This window comes from Quatrionicoccus australiensis (assembly GCF_020510425.1).
GTDB classification, from domain to species: Bacteria; Pseudomonadota; Gammaproteobacteria; order Burkholderiales; family Rhodocyclaceae; genus Azonexus; species Azonexus australiensis_A.
Genome location: NZ_JAHBAH010000001.1, coordinates 2834165 through 2857687, shown reverse-complemented (window position 1 = coordinate 2857687; position 23523 = coordinate 2834165). Strand labels below are relative to the sequence as shown.

The 23523-nt window shown below is 61.3% G+C and carries 22 protein-coding genes; 17 read left to right on the top strand and 5 right to left on the bottom strand.

Going from position 1 to position 23523, the window contains the following annotated elements; all coding sequences use genetic code 11:
- The first annotated feature begins 2 nt into the window (after positions 1-2).
- The 7 genes from KIG99_RS13720 (at position 3) to KIG99_RS13690 (ending at position 7793) form a co-directional block, all read left to right on the top strand.
- Positions 3-1202 (top strand): type II secretion system F family protein, encoded by a 1200-nt coding sequence (locus KIG99_RS13720; RefSeq protein WP_226460666.1) that lies wholly within the window; start codon positions 3-5, stop codon positions 1200-1202.
- Positions 1199-2710 carry a hypothetical protein gene (locus KIG99_RS13715; RefSeq protein WP_226460665.1) on the top strand — a complete coding sequence of 504 codons (1512 nt, stop codon included), beginning with the start codon at positions 1199-1201 and terminating at the stop codon, positions 2708-2710. The genes KIG99_RS13720 and KIG99_RS13715 overlap by 4 nt, the downstream gene beginning before the upstream one ends.
- Positions 2707-3303, top strand: a complete 597-nt coding sequence (locus KIG99_RS13710; RefSeq protein ID WP_226460664.1) for a hypothetical protein — start codon at positions 2707-2709, stop codon at positions 3301-3303. The genes KIG99_RS13715 and KIG99_RS13710 overlap by 4 nt, the downstream gene beginning before the upstream one ends.
- Positions 3300-3671 (top strand): hypothetical protein, encoded by a 372-nt coding sequence (locus KIG99_RS13705; protein ID WP_226460663.1) that lies wholly within the window; start codon positions 3300-3302, stop codon positions 3669-3671. The genes KIG99_RS13710 and KIG99_RS13705 overlap by 4 nt, the downstream gene beginning before the upstream one ends.
- A complete protein-coding gene (locus tag KIG99_RS13700; protein WP_226460662.1) occupies positions 3668-6277 on the top strand; it encodes a hypothetical protein in 2610 nt (869 codons plus the stop codon). The genes KIG99_RS13705 and KIG99_RS13700 overlap by 4 nt, the downstream gene beginning before the upstream one ends.
- A 9-nt stretch (positions 6278-6286) precedes the next feature.
- On the top strand, positions 6287-7033 hold the full coding sequence (locus KIG99_RS13695; protein WP_226460661.1) for a type II secretion system protein: 747 nt from the start codon (positions 6287-6289) through the stop codon (positions 7031-7033).
- 121 nt (positions 7034-7154) lie between these two features.
- On the top strand, positions 7155-7793 hold the full coding sequence (locus tag KIG99_RS13690; RefSeq protein ID WP_226460660.1) for a prepilin-type N-terminal cleavage/methylation domain-containing protein: 639 nt from the start codon (positions 7155-7157) through the stop codon (positions 7791-7793).
- Positions 7794-7805: 12 nt separating this feature from the next.
- Here the strand turns inward: KIG99_RS13690 and KIG99_RS13685 are convergent, their stop codons facing one another.
- A complete protein-coding gene (locus KIG99_RS13685) occupies positions 7806-9785 on the bottom strand; it encodes a monovalent cation:proton antiporter family protein (protein ID WP_226460659.1) in 1980 nt (659 codons plus the stop codon).
- A 52-nt stretch (positions 9786-9837) separates the two neighbouring features.
- Between KIG99_RS13685 and KIG99_RS13680 the strand changes: the two genes are divergently transcribed.
- From KIG99_RS13680 to KIG99_RS13660, 5 genes are all read left to right on the top strand, one after another.
- The gene (locus tag KIG99_RS13680; RefSeq protein WP_226460658.1) at positions 9838-10836 is read left to right on the top strand and encodes a KpsF/GutQ family sugar-phosphate isomerase; all 999 of its coding nucleotides are present in this window, start codon (positions 9838-9840) and stop codon (positions 10834-10836) included.
- A 37-nt stretch (positions 10837-10873) separates the two neighbouring features.
- Complete coding sequence (gene lptC, locus KIG99_RS13675) at positions 10874-11455, top strand: LPS export ABC transporter periplasmic protein LptC (RefSeq protein ID WP_226460657.1); 582 nt, start codon at positions 10874-10876, stop codon at positions 11453-11455.
- Positions 11452-12054, top strand: coding sequence for a lipopolysaccharide transport periplasmic protein LptA (gene lptA, locus KIG99_RS13670; protein WP_226460656.1), 603 nt, complete (start codon positions 11452-11454; stop codon positions 12052-12054). Before lptC ends, lptA begins: the two co-directional genes overlap by 4 nt.
- Positions 12055-12279: 225 nt before the next feature.
- The gene (locus tag KIG99_RS13665; protein ID WP_226442503.1) at positions 12280-12840 is read left to right on the top strand and encodes a phasin family protein; all 561 of its coding nucleotides are present in this window, start codon (positions 12280-12282) and stop codon (positions 12838-12840) included.
- A 77-nt stretch (positions 12841-12917) separates the two neighbouring features.
- Positions 12918-13484: a phasin family protein gene (locus tag KIG99_RS13660; protein ID WP_226460655.1), complete on the top strand. Its 567-nt coding sequence runs from the start codon at positions 12918-12920 to the stop codon at positions 13482-13484.
- Between the two features lie 72 nt (positions 13485-13556).
- On the opposite strand, the gene KIG99_RS13655 is transcribed toward KIG99_RS13660, so the two are convergent.
- The 3 genes from KIG99_RS13655 to hrpA are packed head-to-tail and all read right to left on the bottom strand — an operon-like array spanning position 13557 to position 18935.
- The gene (locus KIG99_RS13655) at positions 13557-14321 is read right to left on the bottom strand and encodes a competence/damage-inducible protein A (protein WP_226460654.1); all 765 of its coding nucleotides are present in this window, start codon (positions 14319-14321) and stop codon (positions 13557-13559) included.
- Positions 14318-15052, bottom strand: a complete 735-nt coding sequence (locus KIG99_RS13650) for an EI24 domain-containing protein (RefSeq protein ID WP_226460653.1) — start codon at positions 15050-15052, stop codon at positions 14318-14320. Before KIG99_RS13650 ends, KIG99_RS13655 begins: the two co-directional genes overlap by 4 nt.
- On the bottom strand, positions 15045-18935 hold the full coding sequence (gene hrpA / locus KIG99_RS13645; protein WP_226461833.1) for an ATP-dependent RNA helicase HrpA: 3891 nt from the start codon (positions 18933-18935) through the stop codon (positions 15045-15047). The genes KIG99_RS13650 and hrpA overlap by 8 nt, the downstream gene beginning before the upstream one ends.
- Positions 18936-19207: 272 nt before the next feature.
- Between hrpA and trhA the strand changes: the two genes are divergently transcribed.
- The 5 genes from trhA (at position 19208) to KIG99_RS13620 (ending at position 23179) form a co-directional block, all read left to right on the top strand.
- Complete coding sequence (gene trhA, locus KIG99_RS13640) at positions 19208-19825, top strand: PAQR family membrane homeostasis protein TrhA (RefSeq protein ID WP_226460652.1); 618 nt, start codon at positions 19208-19210, stop codon at positions 19823-19825.
- Positions 19826-19865: 40 nt separating this feature from the next.
- Positions 19866-20483, top strand: coding sequence for a DUF1294 domain-containing protein (locus KIG99_RS13635; protein WP_226460651.1), 618 nt, complete (start codon positions 19866-19868; stop codon positions 20481-20483).
- 184 nt (positions 20484-20667) lie between these two features.
- The gene (locus KIG99_RS13630; RefSeq protein ID WP_226442497.1) at positions 20668-20928 is read left to right on the top strand and encodes a hypothetical protein; all 261 of its coding nucleotides are present in this window, start codon (positions 20668-20670) and stop codon (positions 20926-20928) included.
- Between the two features lie 170 nt (positions 20929-21098).
- Positions 21099-22745: a nitroreductase family protein gene (locus tag KIG99_RS20765; RefSeq protein ID WP_226460650.1), complete on the top strand. Its 1647-nt coding sequence runs from the start codon at positions 21099-21101 to the stop codon at positions 22743-22745.
- Positions 22742-23179, top strand: coding sequence for an ankyrin repeat domain-containing protein (locus KIG99_RS13620; RefSeq protein ID WP_226460649.1), 438 nt, complete (start codon positions 22742-22744; stop codon positions 23177-23179). Before KIG99_RS20765 ends, KIG99_RS13620 begins: the two co-directional genes overlap by 4 nt.
- A gap of 48 nt (positions 23180-23227) precedes the next feature.
- Here the strand turns inward: KIG99_RS13620 and KIG99_RS13615 are convergent, their stop codons facing one another.
- Positions 23228-23497, bottom strand: coding sequence for a hypothetical protein (locus KIG99_RS13615; protein ID WP_226460648.1), 270 nt, complete (start codon positions 23495-23497; stop codon positions 23228-23230).
- Positions 23498-23523 lie beyond the last annotated feature (26 nt).

Below are 23523 nucleotides of genomic sequence, written 5' to 3'. Positions count from 1 at the left end.
CGATGCGTTTCAAGTATCGCGCCATCGATGAAACCGGACGTCGTTCCAGCGGCCGCCAGGAGGCTGCCAACCCCATTGATCTGGAGATGCGACTCAAACGCATGGGGCTGGAACTCATCGATTGCTCCCCCGTTCGTATTCGCCCAACACTGATCCGACGCGGCATTCCCCGCCAGGAGTTGATCAACTTCTGTTTCCATCTCGAACAACTGACCCAGGCTGGCGTCCCTCTGCTCGACGGGCTGAAAGATCTGCGCGACTCGCTCGAACAGGCCCGCTGGCGCGAGATTGTCAGCAGCCTGATCGAACGCATCGAAGGCGGCCAGACACTGTCGCAGGCAATGGCCGCCCAAGCCGGCACATTTAATCAGGTATTCACCAATCTCGTCCAGGCTGGCGAAAGCTGTGGCCAGCTTCCGGAAACTCTGGCCAGCCTTGGCGAATCACTGCGCTGGGAGGACGAACTCGCGGCACATGCCAGAAAGCTGCTGATTTATCCAAGCCTGGTCGCCACGATCGTCGGCGCCACCACATTTTTCCTGATGATTTACCTGGTGCCGCAACTCAAGCAGTTCGTGAAAAACATGGGCCAAACCTTGCCGCTGCAGACCCGCCTGCTGTTTTTCCTTTCCGATCTTCTGATCGGCAACTGGCCAGCCTTTCTGCTCGCCCCGCTCCTTCCCGTACTCGCCTGGCAAGTGCTCCTGCGGCGCAGCCCGCACGCCCGGCTTTACCTCGACAAGGCCAAACTGCGCCTGCCACTGATCGGCAACATCCTCAAAAAAATCGTGCTGTCCCGCTTTGCCAACACCTTTGCCCTGCTCTACGCGGCAGGCATCCCCATCCAGGAGGCCATCCGCACCACCCGCAACACCCTGGGCAATCGTGCCATGAGCCAGGCGGTCGCGCAGGCAGAGCAAGCCATTCACGAAGGCCGCAACGTCGCCGGGGCATTTCTCGATACCGGCCTCTTTCCACCTCTTGTCATCCGCATGCTGCGGGTTGGTGAAAGCACCGGGCGGCTCGACACGGCGCTGCGCAATGTCAGCTACTTCTACAACCGCGACGTCCGTGAATCGGTCGGCAAGGCACAAGCCATGATCGAGCCCATACTGACCGTCATCATGGGCCTGCTGCTCGGCTGGATCATGCTGGCAGTCATCGCCCCCATCTACGATGTGATCAGCCGGATCAAGCTATGAGCCGATGCCGCCTGCTCCACCTCGACCGCCATCACAGACTGACCGCTTATCGCCAGCAAGGTGGCGAGTTGCACCAGGAAGGCAGCTTCGTCGCCGACGAAGCCGGGTTGAACAGTTTCTCTGACTACTTGCACGCGCCCCCTGCCTTGCCCTGTCGGCTGCTGAGCGACCTTGGTGACGAGGAGCTGGTCGTCGACAACATTCCCCTCCTCCGCGGCAAGGATCGACAAACCTTGATTCAGCGCAGGACTCAGCAACACCTGAACGGAGCACAGTTGCACACGGTGATTTCTCTCGGCCATATCAAGGCTCGGCGCAAAGAAGAAAAGCTGCTATTCATCGGATTGAACAAGGTACCGGACCTCACCCCTTGGCTACAACAAATCGCCGCAGCCGAAATCCCGCTCGCCGGCATTTACACGCCGCCGCAACTCAACGGCCTGTTGCTGCACCGACTCGCCCGCGACACCCAGCATTGCCTGCTGCTGACCCAACATGCACACACCCTGCGCGAAAGTTACTTGCAACATGGTCAGACCGTTTTTTCGCGTGCAACAGCCCTGAGCACCGACGACATCAAGGGCAACGCATTTCTGATTGCCGGCGAAGCGACCAGGCTGCAGCAATACCTGCTCGGACAACGCCAGATCGAGCACGCGGCCTGCCTGACGGTCAACATCATCGCCAAGCCGGAAATCACGCAGGCGCTGCAGGCCAGTTGTCAAAACGATGCGAACCGACAATTCACGATCACCGACATCCCCAGCGCAGCCCGCCAACTCAAGCTGAATCACCCACCCGCTGACGCCGGATGCGAACATCTTTTCCTGCACCTGCTTGGCCATGCACCACCCCGGCAACAATTCGCGACCGCTGCCCAACGTCAGGATTTCCGCCTCTGGCAAACCCGACGCGCCTTGGCTGCGGCGAGTTTCGGCATCCTGTTTGGAAGCGCCCTCTATGCCGGCGAAGAAAGCTGGCGAGCTCAAAACCTGCACCAGGAAAGCGTCGAATACGCCACCAGCGAAATGCAAATGCAGGCGCGCTACGCAGAAATTGCAGCCACCTTTCCGCAACTCGATATCGACAACGAAAGCCTGCGCCACCTGACCAATCGCCATCGCGAATTGCAACGCCGGCAGGCCAGCCCCTCGGCAACGTTTCAATTCCTTGGCCAGGTGATGGACGAGCATCCGGGCATCGAACTTGAAAACATCAGATGGGAAATTACCGTTCCCGACACGTCGACCGCTGGCAACTTGCCTGCCGCTGTAGAAATCACCAGCATTACGGGCTCGATTCAGAGCGGAGAGCACTCTTCCCGACCGCAAAACCAAGCCAGATTCGAACAGTTCGTCGAACACCTGCAGCGAGCGCCGGCGACTCAACTCAGCCTGACCCGGCCACCCTATGCGATTTCGTCGGACAAGATCCTGCGCAGCAACGAAGCGCGAGATGGCGAGACCGGACGTTTTTCCCTGCGCCTGACCCGGCACGGATCACCATGAGCCAGCGCCAGCATCATTTCGTCCGACTGACGAAGCCACTGTTCGGACTGACCGCCTCTTTGCTTCTCGGCGTGGCCCTGGCCCTCTGGAGCCACAATCAGGCAGAGGAGGCAGAACAAGCGCGCGATGCGTGCCGGAAAAGCAAAAACCAGATCGAACTGCGTCTGCACCAGGCGGCGGCCGAAAAGAACGAACTCGGCGGACGGGCAAGCTTGTACCAGGAACTGCGAAGCACGGGCATCGCCGGCAAGGACAACCGTTTTATCTGGACTGAAATCCTGGACAGCATCGCCAAGGCTTTCCAGGTGCGAGACATCCACTACGAATTCGCCCCCCGCATTCCCTTGGACAAAACGTCGGGAAATGCCTGGCCTTATTTCAGCAGCACACTGCATCTGCAGTTCACGCCGCTGCACGAGGCAGACTTTCTCACCATCCTGGCGGACATACAGCGACAGGCACCAGCTCTGGTACTGCTGCGCAGTTGTCACCTGAGCAAAACTCAATCGCTGGAAGAGGGCGCTATCCGGCCATTGCACGCCGACTGCGAAATGCAGTGGCTGACCACTCAGCCGGACAGGAGGGAACAATGAGCTCCCGGCGACTCCTGCTGCTCCTGGTGCCGGGACTCACTTTCGGCTGCGCAAGCGATGCGAACGGACAAGAAAATCTGGGGCGACTCCTGCTGACACCAGAACAACGCAACGCCCTGGAACAACAACGCCGACAGGTACCCTATTCCGACGCCAATACAAGGGGCGTCAAGCTGACCGTCAACGGTGAAGTCCGGCGCAATTCCGGCAAAAGCACACGCTGGATCAACGGCGAGGCGAGCCACGACGGCAGCGGCGCCGAACTTCCTGTTGCCGTTGGGGATAGCTACGACGCCAATAGCGGCGAACGCGAAAGCCTGCTTCGCGATGGAAAAATCAGCATTCGGCCCGGCAAGGCGTCGCGATGAAACGAAAAGTGCACGCGCCGGCACAAAAAGGCATTGCGCTCTGGCTACTGCTGGTCATTGTCTTCATGCTTGGCAGCTACGTCTTTTTTGCTGAGAGGCACAACTTTTTCAGCCAAAACAAGCAACAACAAACGCTTGCCGAAACCCTGCTGCGCGCCAGGGACGCCCTGATTGCACGCGCCGTGACCGATGACAACCGCCCGGGCAGTTTGCCCTGTCCCGATCTTGTCACTGACAGCACCGGCTGGAACAACTACCCGGATGACGGAAAGGCGGACATGTTCACCATGACTCGCTGTCCAAGCTATATCGGCCGCCTGCCCTGGCTGACACTGGATCAGCCCGAACTCCGGGACGACAGCAACAATCACCTCTGGTATGCCTTGTCACCGTCCCTGCGCGACGACGACAGCGCCCAGCCGATCAACAGCGAGAGCAGCATGGCCGTGCAGGTCGACAGCCAGAAGGAGATCGCGGCCATCATTTTTGCAGCGCAAACACCTCTGCCTGGCCAGCTACGTCCGTCGAACAAGCCAGCCGATTATCTCGATGGCGAAAATGGCAACGGCGATGATCACACCTACGTCAGCGGCCCGCCCGGAGCCCGGTTCAATGACCGCTTGCAGGTCATCAGCCGCCAGGACCTGATGGCTGCCGTCGAAAAGCGGGTAGCCAACGAAGTCAGGAACTGTCTCGACCGGCATGCCGACGCCCCCGGCAACACGGCTCATCGCTACCCCTGGCCTGCACCGCTTTCCAGCACATCAGGACAAGGCAAAGCAGGCAGCTTCTTTGGCCGGTTACCCGTCTCTCAACCCGGCCCCGGCCTGGAAGCCATGCTGCACGACAGCATTGCCCGACTCGAGAAAACCGGGGCAACAATTGCCCAGACAAGCAATGCGAACGAACAACTCGCTGCACTGCAAATGCTTGGCAACAAACTCGTGCTGGCAAGAAATTTATTCGACAGCCTATTTCTCGATAGCAGCAAATTGAAGCAGCGAGCCGACACGCTCCTCGCCCAACTCATGAGAATCGACACCGCGGTCGGCGAGGCGATTGCCAACGACAGGATCAGCCGCAACGAAGGCAGCAGCATTCGCATGCTGAACGAGAACAGCAAAGTGGCCAGTGAAGAACTCCCAGAGCTGCTCGGCCAACTGGGCAGCGATGTCTTTCCTGCCGAACTTGGACGCCGTAGCCAGATGTTCGCCCAAGCCACCTCGACAACCGAGTTGCTTGCAATCACACAAGGCATCCAGGAATTATTGCTGGCGACCAGCACCGCTCGCCCAGACATCCAGCCCGCCCTTGGGGCGGCGACTGATGCCGCGATTGCTGCCGGACAGGCGGCCAGCGCAGCGGCAAGCACCAACACGTCCCCCGAGACGGAAGCAGCCAGATCGGCAATCGCGACCTTGCAGATTCTAATTGACGAATTACAAGCCCGCATTGCCGCCAGCAGGAGCAACCGCCTGTCCAACGAAATTGACGAACAGGCAAAGGCACTTGCGTTGCTCAATACGGCAATATCCCGAGAGGCCACCCCGGCAAGCCGCGCTGCCCTGGCTTTTCGCCTCGAAACCGCCAGCAGATCGATCACCGACCTGAGATCAGGCATGGACAGTATCAATACTGGCAAAAGCAACGCACTGGCTGCCCTGAACTCCGCTGTTCTGGCAACCCGCGCGACCTTTCCGGATGATCGACTGATAGCAAGCCAGGCCAGCCTGGCCAGCGAAAAACTCGTGCTACTCGCCACGGCCATCGCCAACAATGAGACCGTCGACAACAACCTGACCCGCAGCAGCCTGCTGGCAACCCTTGCCGCCTACCTGAGCGCCGGCAGCGACTTCGTGCAGATTGACACGGCGACGCCTCGCCCGCTGCAGAGCGCCATCGTTCCTTATGCCGAAACCGTTGGCCGCACAGCGGTCAACGTCGCTTTCTGGGCCAAAACCATTGCCGACAACGCAGCCATCAGCGCCCCCCTTGCCAAGGCGGCAGCGTTGGCAGAGGGAACTGATCCAAGCAAGGCAATAGCCCTCGATGCCTCCGCTTACAAAGCCGCGACAGATACGCTGATCAGCATCAACGGAAAAAAGGGCGCCATTGAGTTACTGCAAGCCGACCTCGACAAACCGGGGAGCACCGCTCGAGCCAGTGCCGAGAAAGCCGTAAATACCACTACAACGCTACTCAGCCTCTTGCTCGCAAAGGCACGGGCCGTTCAAGCCGCAGCGCCCGGCACGATCGCCAGCGCCCAGAGCATGATCTGGGCGAGCAGCAGTTGTGACTTCCTGCTGCCCATCAAAAATGACTGGTGGCCACAAAATGCATGGGCAACAACACTTTTCTACCAGATCGGAAACCCGCTCAAGTCCGCACCGGGCAAACTGAAAGTCAATGGCAACGGCTCCTACCCTCTGGTCGTGATTGCCGCCGGAGCCGCGCTCTCCGGCCAATCGCGCGCGACACCAGGAATTGCCGCTTTTTTTGAAGGACAGAACGCCCACAACTCGCGAAACGCAGATGCGACAAATCCCTCGCCGGAATTTTCCGAGCACTCGCCATCCGTCACATTCAATGATCGTCTTGCCTACTGAGACCGCCCGATGCACCCACCCAATAACCGCGGATTCTCCCTGATCGAGCTCAGCATTGTTCTGCTTGTTGTGGCACTGCTCTCAAGCAGCCTGATGCTCAATTTTTCCGCCCAGCAGGACAACACTGCCAATTTTGAAGCCCGTCACCAACTGGACGAGGCCAAGGAGGCCCTGCTTGGTTTTGCAATCGCTCAAAATCGTCTGCCCTGCCCCGCCGCACCAGGCAAAAATGGCATCGAATCACCGGAGGGAGGTGGAAACTGCAGTAATCCATGGGACGGTTACCTGCCGGCAGTTAGCTTGGGGATTCAGCCGGTCAACGCACAAGGCTATGCCATCGACCCTTGGGGGAACCCCATCCGCTATGCCCTCTCCGCCTTCAAAAACCCGGCCTGCGGTGCCGATTTCTGCCTGGCAACACAAAATGGCGTGCGCAATGCCTGGCACAGTAGCGCACCGCCCGCCCCTGACCTGCGCGTCTGCAACACGGCCAACAACAGCACGGGTAGCGCGGGCAGCGCCGAGTGCGCCAGCGATACCGCGCTCATCAAGGATGCGACTGCCATCATCTTTTCGCTGGGTAAAAACGGCACTCAGACACCGGTCGACAAGGACGAAATCGCCAATCTGAATGGAGACCGTCTTTTTGTTGCAAGCACGTTCGGTAGCAACTCACAACAATTTGACGACCATCTGGTCTGGCTCTCGAGCAACATCCTCTACAGCCGTCTGATCGCGGCGGGACGCCTGCCTTGACACGCCGTGCAGCACGTTAATTCCAAATTCATAAATCTTTACAACACACAAGGTCCGCAAAAAATATTCCATACGTATAATTTCTCAGGGATATTCCCGTAAAACAAGACAGGAGAGAATTATGCAAAGGAGTCAACGTGGTTTCACCCTGATCGAAATAGCGATTGTTCTGGTCATTATCGGCCTCTTGCTCGGGGGCGTCCTGAAAGGGCAGGAAATGGTCAACAGCGCCAAGGTCAAGAATCTGGCCGGAGACCTGCGTGCCATCCCGCTTTTCATTTACGGCTATCAGGACAAGTTCAAGGCACTGCCGGGTGATGACATTAATACGGGGAGCCATTTAACGGGAGCCAAGATAGCCAGTGGCCCAACCACGCACGCGCTCGGCAACGGCATTATTGAAGGCGCATGGGATTCGAAAGTGATCGACGATGAAAATGTGTTGTTCTGGCAGCACATCCGATTGGCCGGCCTCGCCACCGGCAGCACCGATTTCACAGACTCGACCAAGGCCGGGCTACCGACCAATGCCGAGGGCGGACGTGTTGGCATTCAGATGGGAACACCTCCCATCGCCGATCTGAGCGGCACCTATTTTGCCTGTAGCGGCGGCATCAGCAGCAAGTTGGCGCAACAACTGGACAACACGATTGATGATGGCGCAGCGAACGGCGGCTCGTTACGTGCGATGGACAGCAGCAAAACCGCCGCCACAAAATACGAAGACAACAAAATCTATACGGTCTGCCTCGGCTTCTGAAACGGGCAGCAACTATCTCGGCCCGCCCCGGCGGGCTTTTTCATTTTTCAGCAGGCGCTCTTCCGCCGCAGTGACCATTTCCGGATCACCCAGCACAACGACCACGTCACCTTCTTCCAGGCGGGTTTCTGGTGCCGGTTCGACGGCACGGATGCCACGCCGACGAATCGCGCTGACCTCGCAACCGAAGTTTTCGAGATCAAGCTCTTGCAAGGTCTGGCCTATTGCCGCAGCCCCCGGTGTCAGCCACACGGAATGCAAGCGGGGCTGCTGCTCCTCGTCTTCATCCCGATCCGAAAGCCCGCGGTAAAAACCGCGCAACAGGCGATAGCGCTGGCTGCGGATCAGGCGAATACGCTTGAGAACGCGGTTCAGCGGCACCCCGACCAGAACCAGCGCATGCGAGGCCAGCATCAGGCTGGCTTCCAGGGTTTCCGGGACGACCTCGGCGGCACCGGCCTTGGACAAACGCCCCATGTCACGCTCATCCGAGGTCCGCACGATCACCGGCAAATCCGGTCGCAACGCCTGCACGTGGTGCAAGACCTTTTCGGCAAGCGGCGTGTCGCTCATCGTGAATATGACAACACTGGCCCGCATCAGGCCGGCAGCAATCAGCGCCTCCTTGCGACCGGCATCGCCAAAAACCACGGTTTCGCCGCCGGCCGCGGCTTCGCGAACGCGATCCGGATCAAGATCGAGCGCGATGTAATTGATACCCTCTTCCGTCAGGAAGCGCGCCAGATACTGGCCGCTACGACCGAAACCGCAGAGGATCGCGTGCTTTTCGGTACCCATGGAAAGTGCGGCAATCTGCGTCAGTTGCATCGAGCGCAACAGCCATTCACTGGCAACGAAACGCATCACCAATTTCTCGCTGTACTGGACGACAAACGGAGCAACCAGCATGGAAAGGACCAGAATGGTCAGGGCCAATTGTTCGATGACTTTCGGTATATGGGCGATTTCGCCCAGCAGCACGAAGCCGAATTCACCACCGGCACAAAGCCAAAGGCCGGCACGTATCGCGTTACCGGGCGTCGAACCCAGGCGCCACGAGAGCAAGCCGACCACGGCGCTTTTCAGGACGAGCAGGGCAACCAGGCCGAGCAGCACCTGCCACCACAAACCAACGACGATATTGAGATCGAGCTTGACGCCGATCGTGACGAAGAACAGCCCCATCAGCACATCACGGAATGGCTTGATGTCTTCTTCCACCTGCAGACGGTATTCGGTCTCGGAAATCAGCATGCCGGCGACGAACGCGCCCAGCGCCTGCGACAGGCCGGCCAGTTCGGTGACGGTGGCAAGCCCCAGCGTGATCAGCAGTACGTTGAGGACGAACACCTCGGATGACTTGGCCCGGGCGACAAAATAGAACCATTTGCGCATCAGCTTCTGGCCAAAGACCAGAATGATGGAGAGAACGACGACCGCCTTGAGCAAGGCGATACCGAGCAGGATCGCGAGCTTTTCCGGCGGTTGGGTCAGTGAAGGAATAAGGACCAGCAAGGGCACCACGGCCAGATCCTGGAAGAGCAGGACGCCCATGATTTCGCGCCCGTGCGCCGAGTCGAGTTGCATGCGCTCGGCCAGCAACTTGGTCAGGACCGCCGTCGATGACATCGCGAAAACGCTACCCAAGGCGATGCCGAGCTGCCAATTGACGCCGAAGAACATGACCAGTGCCGCAATCAGTACCAGACTGAGCAGCACCTGCAGCAAGCCCAAGCCGAACACGATGCGTTTCATGGCATAGAGCTTGGGCAGCGAGAATTCCAGGCCGATCGAGAACATCAGGAAAACGACGCCGAACTCGCCCAGGTATTCGGCGCGATGCACATCGCGCAACAGGTTCAGCGCATGCGGCCCGATGATGCTGCCGACCAGCAGATACCCGAGCACCGGCGGCAGGTTGAATCGGCGAAAGACGATCACGGCCAGGACCGATGCACCAAGCAGCAGGAGGATAAGGGAGAGTGCGCTCAAGGCCGTTTTCGCGATTCAGGTATACTTCGGCCATCATAACCGCAGCCAGCCCATGAACCCAAGCCAAACAGCTTCTCGATTTTCACCGGAACGCGCTCTGGAACTGGGTCGCCAGACCCTGAGCATTGAAGCGGCAGCGGTCGACGCCCTGAAAAACCGGATAAACGATGACTTCGCCAAAGCGGTCGAACTGATTCTTGCCAGCAAGGGCCGCCTGATCGTCAGCGGCATGGGCAAATCCGGCCATATCGCGCGCAAGATCGCGGCGACCATGGCCAGCACCGGCACCCCCGCCTACTTTGTTCATCCGGGCGAAGCCAGCCATGGCGACCTCGGCATGATCACGCGTGAGGACGTGCTGCTTGCCCTGTCCAACTCCGGCGAATCCGAAGAGCTGCTGCGCATCGTGCCGCTGGTCAAGCGTTCCGGCGCCCGCCTGATTTCGATGACCGGAGTGCCGACATCGACCCTGGCCCGCGAAGCCGACATTCACCTCGATGCCGGTGTCGCCCAGGAAGCCTGCCCGCACAATCTGGCACCAACTGCCAGCACCACGGCTGCGCTGGCACTTGGCGATGCGCTGGCTGTTGCTTTGCTCGACGCCCGCGGCTTCAGCCCGGAAGATTTCGCCCGTTCGCACCCGGGCGGCTCGCTCGGCCGGCGTCTGCTCACCCATGTGCGCGACGTCATGCGCGCCGGCGAGCAAGTACCCAGCGTGGGGCCGGAAACTGGCATCACCGATGCGATCATCGCGATGTCACGCGGCGGCCTCGGCCTGGTTGTCATCACGGATACGGCTGGCAAGGCGCTCGGCATTTTCACCGACGGCGACCTGCGCCGCGCCTTCGAAAAACGTCTCGACCTGCAGCAAGGCAACATCGCCTCGGTCATGCATCCGGCGCCGCGCAGCATCGGCCCCGACCGCCTCGCCGTCGAAGCCGTCGAGATGATGGAGCGCCTGCGCATCAATGCCCTGCTCGTCGTCGATACTGATGGCTGCCTGGTTGGCGCCCTCAACATGCATGACCTGTTCACGGCCAAGGTCATCTGATGAATACCCAAGCCCGCGCCACCAATCTCGAAACGCAATGAAAAACTGGCCCAGCCAAGTCATCCCCGTCATTCTGCTGGCTCTGCTGGCAGGGTTCAGTTTCTGGCTGCAAAGAGCAGTCGACCGGGAGGAGCCGAAGCCCAGTGCCAAGTTGCGTCACGACCCGGATGCCTATGCCGAGAATTTTGTCGTGCGCCGCTTCGACAACACCGGCAAGGTCAAATACCGTCTGACCTCGCCCTACCTCGTCCATTACGGCGACGACGACAGTTCGGAACTGAAGTCGCCCACCCTGATCAGTTTTCGCCCGGACTCGCCACCGGTCACCGTGACCAGTGATCGGGCGACGGTCACCGCCAAGGGTGAAACCATCTTCCTGCGCGACAATGTCAGTGTGACTCGTGCCGCCCTGCCCGACCGGGCCGAAATGGTGGCACGCATGCCCGACCTGACTGCAAACCCCGATGCCGGCACGGCTTTCACCCAAAGTCCGGTTGAAATCACCCAGGGCCAGTCCTGGATCAAGGGCGTCGGGGCGCAACTGGACAACAACGCATCCACTTTCGTGCTGCAATCACAGGTTACCGGCCTGTACATCCGACCCAGGGCAACGCCATGAACCTTCGTCTCGCCACTCTTACCCTCTGCCTGTTGGCCGCCTCGAGCGCCTTTGCCGAAAAGGCAGATCGCGACAAGCCGATGCAACTCGAAGCCAACCGTATTTCGATTGACGATGCCAAGAAGATTCAGATTCTTGAAGGCGACGTCGTGATCATCAAGGGAACGATGCTTCTCAAGGCCGATCGGGTGGTAATTACCGAAGACCAGTACGGCTTCCAGAAAGGCGCCGCCTTCGGTGGCAAGAACGGCCTGGCCCGTTTCCGCCAGAAACGCGAAGGGCGCGACGAATACACCGATGGCGAAGCCGAGCGCATCGAATACAACACCAATAGCGAGATTGCCGAATTCTTCCACCGCGCCTGGGTCAAGAGTGGTGAGGATCAGGTTCGGGGTGACTACATCTGGTACGACGCGGTCAGCGAGAAATATCTCGTCACTGCCGGTGAAACGCGCGATCCGAAAGGTCCGCCAGCACGGGTACGCGCTGTCATCCAGCCGAAAAGCAAGGGAAGCCAGCCGGTACAACCCGCTGGGCGCGGTGAGCGCCTTGAATTGAAGGGTGCTGGCGGCTTGACCGACATGCCTGCACGCGAATAGTGCATTGCCCCATAAAGTCCTGGCGAAAGCCGCATCAGACCAGCCTCCGGAAAGAACTTAACGAACTGATTTAAAAGTGATTGCGAGCCATTGGTGCACCGCACAAAATATTTGTTGACAATGCAACAATCACTTCTATAATTCAAGCCATGGTGCAGTGCAACATCAGACACCGCACCGCAAAATTGTTCCCAAAGTTCGCAGCATTTTCCAGGAGATATACCCATGACTTTCTTCAACACCCCCGAGCAGTTCGCTTCCGCCAACAAGACCGCTGTTGATTCCCTGCTGTCCCTGGCCAACACCGCCCTGGCTTCGGCCGAGCGCATCGCTGCCCTGAACCTGAACGCCGCCCGTTCGGTTCTGGAAGATTCCGTTTCCGGCACCAAGGCCCTGCTCGGCGCCAAGGACGTACAAGAAGCCATCTCCATCCAGGCTTCCCTGGCCCAGCCGAACGTTGAAAAGGCTGTTGCCTACTCGCGTTCCGTTTATGAAATCTCGGCCCAGGCTCAAGAAGAGCTGTCCAAGACCCTGGAAGGCCAGTTCGGCGGTTTCCAGAAGCAAGTTGCCGACCTGCTCGACAAGGCTGCCAAGTCTGCCCCGGCCGGTTCTGACGTTGCCGTTGCTGCCGTGAAGTCCGCCATCGCTGCTGCCAACTCCGCTTTCGACAACCTGAACAAGGCTGCCAAGCAAGTTGCCGAAATCACCGAAGCCAACGTTGCCGCCGCAACCAACGCAACGGTCAAGGCTGTTGGCGCTTCCGCCGCTGCCAGCAAGAAGAAGTAATCAGCTTTAAAAATGCCCCCGCCAGCGTGCGGGGGCTTTGTTTCATCCACACTGACCAAAACTGACTGGAGATGATGATGAGCAACCCGAATATTGAACAACTGACCGCCGCACAAAAAGCCAACGCGGAAGTGATGATGGCCCTCGTCCGCACCGCCTTCAACGGCGTCGAGCGTCTGACCGCCCTCAACCTGGCCGCCTCCCGCGAGTTATTCAACAACACCGTCGCCGGCACCCAGCAGCTGATGGCCGCCAAGGATGCCAGCGAAGTCGCCAAGCTGAACAGCGAACTCGCCAAGCCGGGCGTCGACAAGTGGATGGACTACTCGCGCAACGTCTACGACCTGGTCACCGAGATGCAGAAGGAAGTCACTTCGGTCATGGAAGCCCAGTACAGCACCTTCAGCAAGAACGCCAGCAGCGCCGTTGCCAAGGCCAAGACCTCGGCTCCGGTCGGTGGTGAAGTGTTCGCCGCCACCATGCAGTCCATGCTCGACGCCTCGACCAAGGCCTTTGGCAGCATGACTGGCATGGCCAAGCAACTGGCCGACATCGCCGAAGCCAACATGCAGGTTGCCGCCAAGACCACGGCCAAGACGACCAGCGCCACCAGCGCCGCCGCCAAGAAGACCGCCGCCAAGTAATCCGGCACCTTCGCTGCACATGAAAAACCCGGCAAAATGGCCGGGTTTTTTACGTTTACCGCTACGAACGACTCAGGCGCGCCATACCCAGTTGATGTTGCGCGTTTCGACCTCCACGCGAATTTCCTCCATCGCCTGATCGACCAGCCCCGGTTCGCCTTCGACACCGAGTTCGAGATGACGGCGCTCCTGACCGTTTAACGAGGGCAGCGAGAACAGGCGCAGCGTCGGGTAATCCTTGACGATGCGCTCCATCAGGTCGAGCAGCGCGCTTTCATAAGCGGTCGGGCCAGTCAGCAGGAAGGCTTTCTCGACCGTGCCGCCAACCGCCTTGAACTCGTCCCGATAGAAAGTATCGAGCGCCCATTCGATCATCGGGTGTGCCATCTGCGGAAAGCCCGGCACGAAGTAGTGATCATTCGCCATGAAGCCGGGAATGCGGTTGAACGGATTGGGAATGATCTCGACGCCTTGCGGAAAGGTCACCAGCAGCTTGCGCTGGTCGGTGATTTCCTCGTTGGCGAAACGCACCTTCAGCTCCTCGAAGCCTTGCGGGTGCAGTTCGAGATCGCCCCCCAGCGCCAGCGCCACGGCCTGCCGCGTATGGTCATCCGGGGTATTGCCGATGCCGCCGCAGGAAAACACCACGTCACCGGCCGCCATCGTGCGTTTGAAGGTCGCCGCCAGACGTTGGTAATCGTCGCCCAGATACTCGACCCAGGACAGGCGCAGGCCGCGCGCCCCGAGCATGCCGGCAATTTTCTCGAAATGCTTGTCCTGGCGTTTGCCGGACAGGATCTCATCGCCGATGATGACTGCGCCAAAGGTACGGCTCATAGCCTTTCTCCCGCGATGGTGACGACCGCCCCGCCGCGCGAGCGGCGCAGGCTTTCCAGTCCGAAATGGACGAATGCCAGCGCCGCCAGCGTCGGCACCAGCAGGCCGAGCACCGGGACATGGGCAAGCAGCGCCATGACCAGGCCGAGCATGAACAGCGGCATTCCGCCTTGGCGACGAATACTGCGCCATTCCTCTTCCGTGGCATGCATCGACAGCGCATCGTAGGCAAAGGTTCGCCGGTTGAGCCAGGCCATCAGCAACATCGGCAGCAACAAGGACAGGCCCGGCACGATCCACAGCGGCAGGGTCAGCAGCCAACCGGCGACGAACAAAATCGAGGCAAAAATGCTGTTGACCGCTGCGGCGACAAAACTGTCCTTGCCCATCGGCGCCACGTCGCGATACTCGGTTGTCGCCAGATGCTTGAGCAGCAAGGGCATGACAAATAGCGCGGTGAGCAGCGAAGCGGTCAGGTAGGCGCAGGCGAAGATCGCCATCCAGCCGCCGAGGTAGGCCAGGATGTAGGCTAACCAGGCGACGCCCCAGCCGATCAGAATTGTCATCGGCGGATGGCCGAGCAGCCAGTCCACCAGCGCACCCAGCCCCCAGAAGGCCAGCGCGATCCAGAGCAGCAGTGAGAACAGCGCCGGCAACAGCAGGTAACGCCAGACTCGGCCGTCGCGCAGGCTGGCCAGCGTTCGCATCAGGGCAAGCATCACCTCAGCCATATTGAATTCCTTCCCATTGTTTTTGCAGACGCTTGACCGACATCGGCACCGGCGTCTTGAGTTCCTGCGCGAACAGGCTGATCCGCAGCTCTTCGAGCAGCCAGCGGAACTGTTCGATCTGCGGATCGAACGTGCCCTGCTTGGCGAGCAGGATGGCGCGCCGTTCGTAATTGGTCCACAGCGGCGCGTAATCGGCCATCAACTGCGTGTCGCGCGCCGGATTGGACTTCAGCTTGTCGAGACGGACCTGGATGCCCTTGAGGTAACGCGGGTAATGCGCCAGACGCTCGAAGGGCGTTTCGGAAACGAAGTTCTTGCCCATCAGGCGCTTCAATTGCGCCTCGATATCCTGCGTTGCCGCCGCATGCGCCTTGAAGGCCGGTAGTTTCTTGACGACCGCCTGCCATTCGGTGAGCACCGTGCCGACCAGGCGACAGACTTCCTGCATGACCAGGCCAAGCCGCGCCTTGCTGTCGCCACAGCGGCTCTTGAAGGCGTTCGGCGTCGTCGGCAGCGGTTCGGTCAGGCAGGCGCGTTCGAAGGTCAGCGCGACGATCTGGTTCTTCAGGTCGTCGCTGCTGCCCAGGGCCATGTACTGCATCGCCATCTGGGTCAGGCCGGGCACGTTCTTGTCGAAATACTTCACCTGCTCCTTGAACTGCAGCATGAACAGGCGCAGCAGGCCAACGCGATGCGCCTCGGCGGCTTCCTCGGGCGAATCGAACACCTTGAGGCTGACCGTTTCGCCGTCGTCGCTGAGCCCCGGATAGCCGAGTACGGTCTGACCGGCGACCGGCACTTCCATGAGCTCCGGCAATTCGCCGAAGGTCCAGTCGGTGAGCTTGGTGAATTCCGAGGGCGTTTCGTGCAGCTCGGCGAATTCCTGCTTGGCCTCGCGCCCCCAGTCGGCGCGCAATTGCACCAGGCTGCGGTTCATGTCGAGCTGGCGGCCGTGCTCGTCGATCAACTTGTAGTTCATCGAGAAATGGGCGGGCAGCGCATCGGGCCGGAAAGCGTCCGGCGTCACCGCCCAGCCGCGCGCGTTCAGGCCGCGCGCTTCAAGGATGTAGTCGATCAGCGGCGCGATCAGGCCCTGGCCCATTTTGCGGTCGTTGCCGGCCGTCGCCACGATGAATTCCTCGACGAATTCCGGCACCGGCACCAGCTTGGCGCGGATGCGCTGCGGCAGCGTCTTGATCAGCTGCACCAGCTTTTCCTTGAGCAGGCCGGGCACCAGCCATTCCATACGACCGGCCGGAATCTGGTTCAACTGGGCGAGCGGCAGGGTCAGAGTGACACCATCGCGCGGCGAGCCGGGCTCGAAATGGTAGGTGAGCACATACTCGACGCCGCCCAGCTTGAGATGGTGCGGAAAGGCTTCGGTCGTGACGCCGGCCGCCGAGTGGCGCATCAGGTCGTCTTTGGCGAGGAAGAGCAGCTTCGGGTTGTCGCGCTCGGCTTCCTTGCGCCAGTGATCGAAAGTCGCGCCGTTGTGGATGCCTTCGGGAATGATCGAGTCGTAGAAAGCGAAGATCAGCTCGTCATCGACCAGCACGTCCTGGCGACGTTGCTTGTGTTCGAGGTGCTCGATGTCGCGGATCTGCTTCTGGTTGTGCTGGTAGAAGGGCCAGCGCTTGGCGAAAGCCTCGTCGATTTCCTCGCCGACCAGGCCCTGGCGGATGAAGATTTCGCGCGCCTCGGCCGGCGCCAGCGGCCCGTAATGGATGCGCCGCTTGGGGTTAATGACGATACCGTAGAGCGTCGTGCGCTCCCAGCCGGCCACCTGCATCGAGCGCTTTTCCCAGTGCGCATCGAAATACTGGCGCTTGATGAGGTGAGCGCCCACTTTCTCGATCCAGCCATCTTCGATGCGGGCCACGCAGCGCCCGAAGAGGCGCGTCGTCTCGGTGATCTCGGCCGCCATGATCCACTTGCCGGCCTTTTTCTGCAGCGGCGACGACGGGTGGATCAGATAACGGATGCCGCGCGCCCCGAGGTAGTAGCCGGATTCGTCGGCCTTGCAGCCGATATTCCCCAACAGGCCGGAGAGCAGGGCCTGATGGATGGCCTCATAGGTACCGGGAATCTCGCTTTCCTTCCAGCCACCGTCCTTGGCGGCCAGCTCGCCGATCATCGAATGCAACTGGCTGTGCACTTCGCGCCATTCGCGCAGGCGTAAATACGAAAGGAAGTGACTGTGACAGGTATCGACCAGTTGCTTGTTCGACTTCTTGTGTTCGACGGCGTTCTGGAACCAGTTCCACAGCTTCCACCAACTGAGGAATTCCGATTTCTCATCGGCAAACAGCTTGTGCTTCTCGTCCGCCGCCTGTTGACGCTCCTGCGGCCTCTCACGCGGGTCCTGCGTGGACAGGCCGGCGGCGATGACCATGACTTCCTTGAGGCAGCCCAAGTCACGCGCCGCAACCAGCATGCGGCCGATGCGTGGGTCGAGCGGCAAACGGGCCAGCGCATCGCCGACCTTCGTTAAACGGTTTTCCTCGTCGAGCCCGCCGAGTTCCTGCAACAGCGCGTAACCGTCGGCAATTGCCTTGGCCGGCGGCGGTTCGATGAAGGGGAAGCTCTCGACGTCGGTCAGTTTCAGCGACTTCATGCGCAGGATGACGCCGGCCAGCGAGGAACGCAGGATTTCCGGATCGGTGAACGGCGGGCGGGCGTTGAAATCGAGCTCGTCGTATAAACGGATGCAGACGCCGGCTGCCACCCGGCCGCAACGCCCGGCGCGCTGGCGGGCCGCCGCCTGCGAAATCTTCTCGATCTGCAGTTGCTCGACCTTGTTGCGGTAGGAGTAGCGCTTGACGCGGGCCAGGCCGGTGTCGATGACGTAGCGGATGCCCGGCACAGTCAGCGAGGTTTCGGCGACGTTGGTGGCCAGCACGATGCGCCGCTGGCTGCCTGAAGGCTTGAAGATACGGTCCTGCTCGCCAGCCGACAGGCGCGAGAAGAGCGGCAGGATTTCCGGCGCATGCGCCGTCGACAAACCCGGCCGCGCCAGCGCGTGCTTGCGCAGAGCCTCCGCCGCCTCGCGGATTTCGCGCTCGCCAGGCAGGAAGACCAGGATGTCGCCGGAACCCAGGCGCGACAACTCGTCGGCGGCATCGACGATGGCGTCGTAGAGATCGCGCTCGTCGTCCTTTTTCTCGATATCGGAAACAGGCCGGTAGCGCACGTCGACCGGGTAGAGCCGGCCCGACACCTCGATCACCGGCGCGGGTTTTCCATTCGCGCTGAAATGCTGGGAAAAGCGCTCGGCGTCGATGGTCGCCGAAGTGATGATGACCTTGAGATCAGGGCGCTTGGGCAACAACTGCTTGAGGTAGCCGAGCAGGAAATCGATGTTCAGGCTGCGCTCGTGCGCCTCGTCGATGATGATCGTGTCGTAGGCCGAGAGATACGGATCGGACTGCGACTCGGCGAGCAGGATGCCGTCGGTCATCAGCTTGACCCAGCTGTCGGCGGTCGACTTGTCCTGGAAGCGGATTTTGACGCCGACGCCCGTCCCGACCTGCGTCTTCAGCTCCTGCGCCAAACGGGTGGCGACCGAGCGCGCCGCCAGCCGGCGCGGCTGCGTGTGACCGATCAGCCCGGCGCCGCCGCGGCCGAGCTCAAGACAGATTTTCGGCAACTGCGTCGTCTTGCCCGAACCGGTTTCGCCGCAGACGATGACCACCTGGTGCTTACTGATCAGCGCCGCGATCTCCTCGCGCCGCTCATTGACCGGCAGATCGGCCTGGAATTCCGGTTTGGGCAGGCTGGCCTGACGCTTTTCCAGCCCGGCGCGCGATTTTTCCAGCAGCGCCGCGAAATCGGCCTGCAGCTTTGCCCGTTTTTCACCGGTCGACCGTAAAAGATTGCGCTGCATGCCGCGCAAGCGTCCGTAATCGGCGCTCAGGCAAAGCAGGCGTTCGTTGCTTTCCGCCCGGGGTCGTTTCTGTTCGTTGTTCTGTGCCATCTTCCAGATCGCGCCGCGTTTGGACGCCATCCTTTTCCTGCAAAAGTTAAGCCGCGAATTTTGCAGCAAATCGGGGGCTTAAGCCATGAAAGACACGAGACGTTACAGAGTTGCAACGCAGCCAAAGCGCAATCGGGGCTAGTATGTCCGGATCATTTCGCTGCCTGCCAGAAAGGGCCGCCGTGTACTACGGAGAACGTTTCAACGCCTGGACTCACCTGATCGGCGCCCTGCTCGCTGCGACCGGCGCGATCTGGCTGGTCGTCCTCGCCGCCGCCAGCGGCGATGCCTGGAAGGTGGTCAGCGCCGCCATCTACGGCAGCACGCTGGTCGTGCTGTACAGCATTTCCACCATTTATCACAGCGTGCGCGGCCGGGTGAAAAACGTCCTGCGCAAGCTCGATCACCTGTCGATCTACCTGCTGATCGCCGGCAGCTACACGCCTTTCTGCCTGATCAGCCTGCGCGGGCCGTGGGGCTGGTCGCTGTTCGGCGTGGTGTGGACGCTGGCCCTTGTCGGCATGTTGCAGGAAATCAAGCCGCGCTCGGAAGCACGCATCATGTCGCTGGTCATTTATGCCGTGATGGGCTGGATCGTCCTCGTCGCCGTCAAGCCGCTGCTCGCCACCCTCGGCTTCGCCGGCTTTGCCTGGCTGGCAGCCGGCGGCATTTTCTACACCGTGGGCATCATCTTTTTCGCCTTCGACGAGCGCTTTCGCCACTGGCACGGCATCTGGCATCTGTTCGTGATCGCCGGCAGCCTGGCGCATTTCATCGCGGTCCTGTTTTACGTCTTGTAAATTGGCGACAATAACAAGCACTTAACCATCACCGTCGTGCATGCGCCATCAGGGAAAAATCACCGCCTGGAAGGATGATCAGGGCTACGGCTTCATCACGCCGAACAGCGGCGGCGACCAAGTCTTCGTCCATATCAAGTCCTTCGTCAGTCGCCGGCAAAGGCCGGCACTCGCGCAGATCGTGACATACGAACTGCGCCGCGACGAGAGCGGCCGAGCGCAGGCCAGCGCGGTCGACTTCGTCCTTCGCCGGAAAACCGCCCGCGACAGCCGGTCGACCGGTGCGAACCGGCTCACGCCCAATCTCGCCATCGGCTTCCTGCTTTTTGTTGCGCTGTCGGCCTGGGCGGGCAAGCTGCCGACCGCCGTACCGGCCCTGTATTTCGCTGCCAGCCTCGTCACCTTCGGCGTCTATGCCCACGACAAATCGGCAGCCCGCGCAAACCGCTGGCGCACCAAGAAAAGCACCCTGCACCTGCTGGCCCTGATCGGCGGCTGGCCGGGTGCGCTGCTGGCACAAAGCCATTTACGGCACAAATCGGGCAAGGCCGCGTTTCTCGGTGTTTTCTGGAGCACTGTCCTGCTCAACGGCGGCACGCTGATACTCCTGCTGACTCCCGGCGGCAAAATGCTGCGGGCCGCACTCGGCATCGCCTGAGACGAAGCAGCAAGGTCAGCATCCCAGGGCTGGCCCGCCGCCATAGCCTCTTTCCGCACGGCACCTACAGCCTGAGCACGGGATCGCCCTGGCACGCCTGTTGCACATCAAGGGAAACCCGGCCGGTCCTGTCGACTTTGCGACACGCCCCCGAACCCGGAACACACTGCCAACGGAGTCTGCCATGAGCGCCACCACCATCGACTGCAAGGGCCTGAGCGTCGCCCCCGGCGACAAGATCCGCATTCTCGACATCACGCCTGACCCCGACCTCGACGAAGACGACCTCGACATGTTCATGAACATGGTCGGCTCGCGCTGCGAGGTCGAGCGCATCGACCCGGACGGCACGGCCTGGGTCGTCGTCTGGTGGAACACCAGCGAAGGCAGCCTGATCACCCAGGCCGGCCTGGCGCCGGAACAAATCGAGAAAGTCGCTGCCTGAGCAAGGCATCGGAAACATCTTGCAATCCGGTCGGCGGCATTGAGTGCAGGCTGCGTGTTGTTTTTCATTCACGGCCACTCGCCGTGAATGATTGCGGCAGGCCGGCCGCCAGCCACTGACCAGCTGCAAGCGCCCCGCCCCCGAATTGATCTCGAAAGAAGCAACTGACCGTGTCGGATACCCCACAAGACGTCGTGCGTGCCTACCACGCCCGCAGCAAGCATCGCTTCGCCGCCTACGCCGAAGGCCCCGGCCAGCTCGACTGGGATGCCCAGCCGGCAGCCTTCCGTCACTATCCGGGCGCGCCGGTGCTCGAACTGCCGCTCAGCGCCGACCGCTTCGAGCGTCCATACGGTCGACTGCCGGAAAAGCCCGAAAAGCAAATCGCGCCCGATCTTGCCAACCTGGGCGCGCTGCTCGAACTGTCCTTCGGACTCTCCGCCTGGAAAAGCTGGGGGCCGAACCGCTGGGCACTGCGCTGCAATCCTTCCTCCGGCAACCTGCACCCGGTTGAAGCCTATGTGCTGAGCGCCGGCCTGCCCGGCATACCGGCGGGCGTGCAGCACTACGATCCGGAAAATCACGCCCTCGAAGGCCGCGCCGCTGTTGCTGTCGGGGACAAGCCCTGGCTGGCGGTCGGCCTGTCCAGCATCATGTGGCGCGAGGCCTGGAAATACGGCGAGCGCGCCTTTCGCTACTGCCAGCTCGACGTCGGCCATGCGCTCGGCGCCCTCGGCTACGCGGCGGCGCTGCTCGGCTGGGAAGTGGTGCCGCTTGCTGTCGATGCGGGCACGCTGCAGCACTGCCTCGGTCTGGATCGCCCGGAAGATTTCCCGCCTTCGCGCTACGCCTTCACCGAATGCGAGGAGCCGGAAATCCTCGTCGCCCTGCGCGCGCCCGGCCTGCACATGCCGCCAGACGGCGACGGACTCGCCGATTGGCTGCGCGATGCCAGCTGGCACGGCACGCCGAGCCGCATCGATGCTGCGCCCGGCTATCGCTGGCCGGCCATCGACCAGGTCGCCAGCGCCAGCCGGGCGCAACGGTCGACCACGCAAAAAGTGGCATTTTCCCCGCTGCCGCCGCTCACCCCGCAACCGAACCTGGTCGGCGCCGCCGCGCTGATCCGGCAACGGCGCAGCGCGCAGCGCTTTGATCCCAAACACGGCCTGGCCAAAACCGCCTTCTATCGCCTGCTCGACGGCGTCCTGCCGCGCCCGCAGGCGCCCTGGCTGGCGCAGGCAGCGCCGAGTCGCATCCACCTACTGCTCTTCGTGCTGCGCGTCGACGGCCTGGCCAGCGGCCTCTACCTGCTGCCGCGCACGCCGGCCGCCGCCAGCACCCTGCCCGCCGCGCTAGCACCGGCCGAGGCCCGCTTTGCGCAGCGCCGCCCGGTCAGCGCCTTCGATGCTGACTGCCCGCCGCATCTCGGCCTGATCCAGCTTTGTGAAGCGGATTTGCAGGAATTGCAAAGGCTGGCCCGCTCGCTCTCCTGCCACCAGGACATTGCCGCGACCAGTGCCTTTTCGCTCGGCATGCTCGGCGAATTCGCCGCCGCCACGGTCGACGGCCACGGTTACCGCGAATTGCTGCGCGAAGCCGGCCTGGTCGGCCAGGCGCTTTATCTCGAAGCGGAAGCCGCCGGCGTGCGCGGTACCGGCATCGGCTGCTTCTTCGATGACCCGGTGCATGAATTGTTCGGCGTGGACGCCACGCGCTACCAGAGCGTTTATCACTTCACGGTCGGCCTGCCGATCAACGATGCCCGCATCGAAACCGGGCCACCCTATCCCCAACGTAGCAAGGAACCCGCATGACGCCCGAACTGAGCGCCTTTCTCGCCGAGCACGGCTTTGCCGGCGACATCAATGCCGCATCGGCCGACGGCCGCTTCACGCCCTTGATGCGCGCCGCCAAACTCGGCCGCCTGGACATCGTCGAACAGTTGCTCGTGCTGGGCGCCGAGCTCAATGCGCGCAACGCAGATGGTTGCAACGCCCTCTGGCTGGCCTGCTACCACGGCGACCATGCCCTGATCGAACGCCTGCTCGCGGCTGGCGTCGATATCGACAACCAGAACGGCAACGGTGCAACTTGCCTGATGTACGTCGCCTCGAACAGCAAGCCCGATCTCGTCAAACTGCTGCTCGACAAGGGCGCCAATCCGGCCTTGAAGAATTTCGACGATTTCAGTGCGCTCGACCTGGCCGCCTCGCGCGCCTGCCTGCTACTGCTCAAAGCGGCGCGCTGAAAAACAAAAAGGCCACCGCAAAGGTGGCCCTTGAACCGCAAGAGCAGCTTAGCGCTTGCTCTTGGCGCCCATCCACTGCGCGCCCTTGCCATCGCTGGTCGGCTGACAAACGACATCGACCCCGGAAATCGAGGTACGCGAACCGACATCGAAGAACTTGCCGTGATCGCCGGAGTAACACTGCGGCGCCGGCTTGGCCGGAGCAGGAGCGGCAGCAACAGTCGGTGCCGGGGCAGCCGTTTTTTCCGGAGCCGGCGTCGAGCTGGCACAGGCGGCAAGGGTCAGGGCGGAAAGGCCGACAAGAAAGAAGGAACGCATGAGGATCTCCATTGGAATGAATTCGG

Coding starts and splice junctions, on each gene's coding strand:
- KIG99_RS13720 (WP_226460666.1), top strand. CDS start 3: ATGCGTTTCAAGTATCGCGCCATCGATGAAACCGGACGTCGTTCCAGC.
- KIG99_RS13715 (WP_226460665.1), top strand. CDS start 1,199: ATGAGCCGATGCCGCCTGCTCCACCTCGACCGCCATCACAGACTGACC.
- KIG99_RS13710 (WP_226460664.1), top strand. CDS start 2,707: ATGAGCCAGCGCCAGCATCATTTCGTCCGACTGACGAAGCCACTGTTC.
- KIG99_RS13705 (WP_226460663.1), top strand. CDS start 3,300: ATGAGCTCCCGGCGACTCCTGCTGCTCCTGGTGCCGGGACTCACTTTC.
- KIG99_RS13700 (WP_226460662.1), top strand. CDS start 3,668: ATGAAACGAAAAGTGCACGCGCCGGCACAAAAAGGCATTGCGCTCTGG.
- KIG99_RS13695 (WP_226460661.1), top strand. CDS start 6,287: ATGCACCCACCCAATAACCGCGGATTCTCCCTGATCGAGCTCAGCATT.
- KIG99_RS13690 (WP_226460660.1), top strand. CDS start 7,155: ATGCAAAGGAGTCAACGTGGTTTCACCCTGATCGAAATAGCGATTGTT.
- KIG99_RS13680 (WP_226460658.1), top strand. CDS start 9,838: ATGAACCCAAGCCAAACAGCTTCTCGATTTTCACCGGAACGCGCTCTG.
- lptC (WP_226460657.1), top strand. CDS start 10,874: ATGAAAAACTGGCCCAGCCAAGTCATCCCCGTCATTCTGCTGGCTCTG.
- lptA (WP_226460656.1), top strand. CDS start 11,452: ATGAACCTTCGTCTCGCCACTCTTACCCTCTGCCTGTTGGCCGCCTCG.
- KIG99_RS13665 (WP_226442503.1), top strand. CDS start 12,280: ATGACTTTCTTCAACACCCCCGAGCAGTTCGCTTCCGCCAACAAGACC.
- KIG99_RS13660 (WP_226460655.1), top strand. CDS start 12,918: ATGAGCAACCCGAATATTGAACAACTGACCGCCGCACAAAAAGCCAAC.
- KIG99_RS13655 (WP_226460654.1), bottom strand. CDS start 14,321: ATGAGCCGTACCTTTGGCGCAGTCATCATCGGCGATGAGATCCTGTCC.
- KIG99_RS13650 (WP_226460653.1), bottom strand. CDS start 15,052: ATGGCTGAGGTGATGCTTGCCCTGATGCGAACGCTGGCCAGCCTGCGC.
- hrpA (WP_226461833.1), bottom strand. CDS start 18,935: ATGCAGCGCAATCTTTTACGGTCGACCGGTGAAAAACGGGCAAAGCTG.
- KIG99_RS13635 (WP_226460651.1), top strand. CDS start 19,866: ATGCGCCATCAGGGAAAAATCACCGCCTGGAAGGATGATCAGGGCTAC.
- KIG99_RS13630 (WP_226442497.1), top strand. CDS start 20,668: ATGAGCGCCACCACCATCGACTGCAAGGGCCTGAGCGTCGCCCCCGGC.
- KIG99_RS13620 (WP_226460649.1), top strand. CDS start 22,742: ATGACGCCCGAACTGAGCGCCTTTCTCGCCGAGCACGGCTTTGCCGGC.
- KIG99_RS13615 (WP_226460648.1), bottom strand. CDS start 23,497: ATGCGTTCCTTCTTTCTTGTCGGCCTTTCCGCCCTGACCCTTGCCGCC.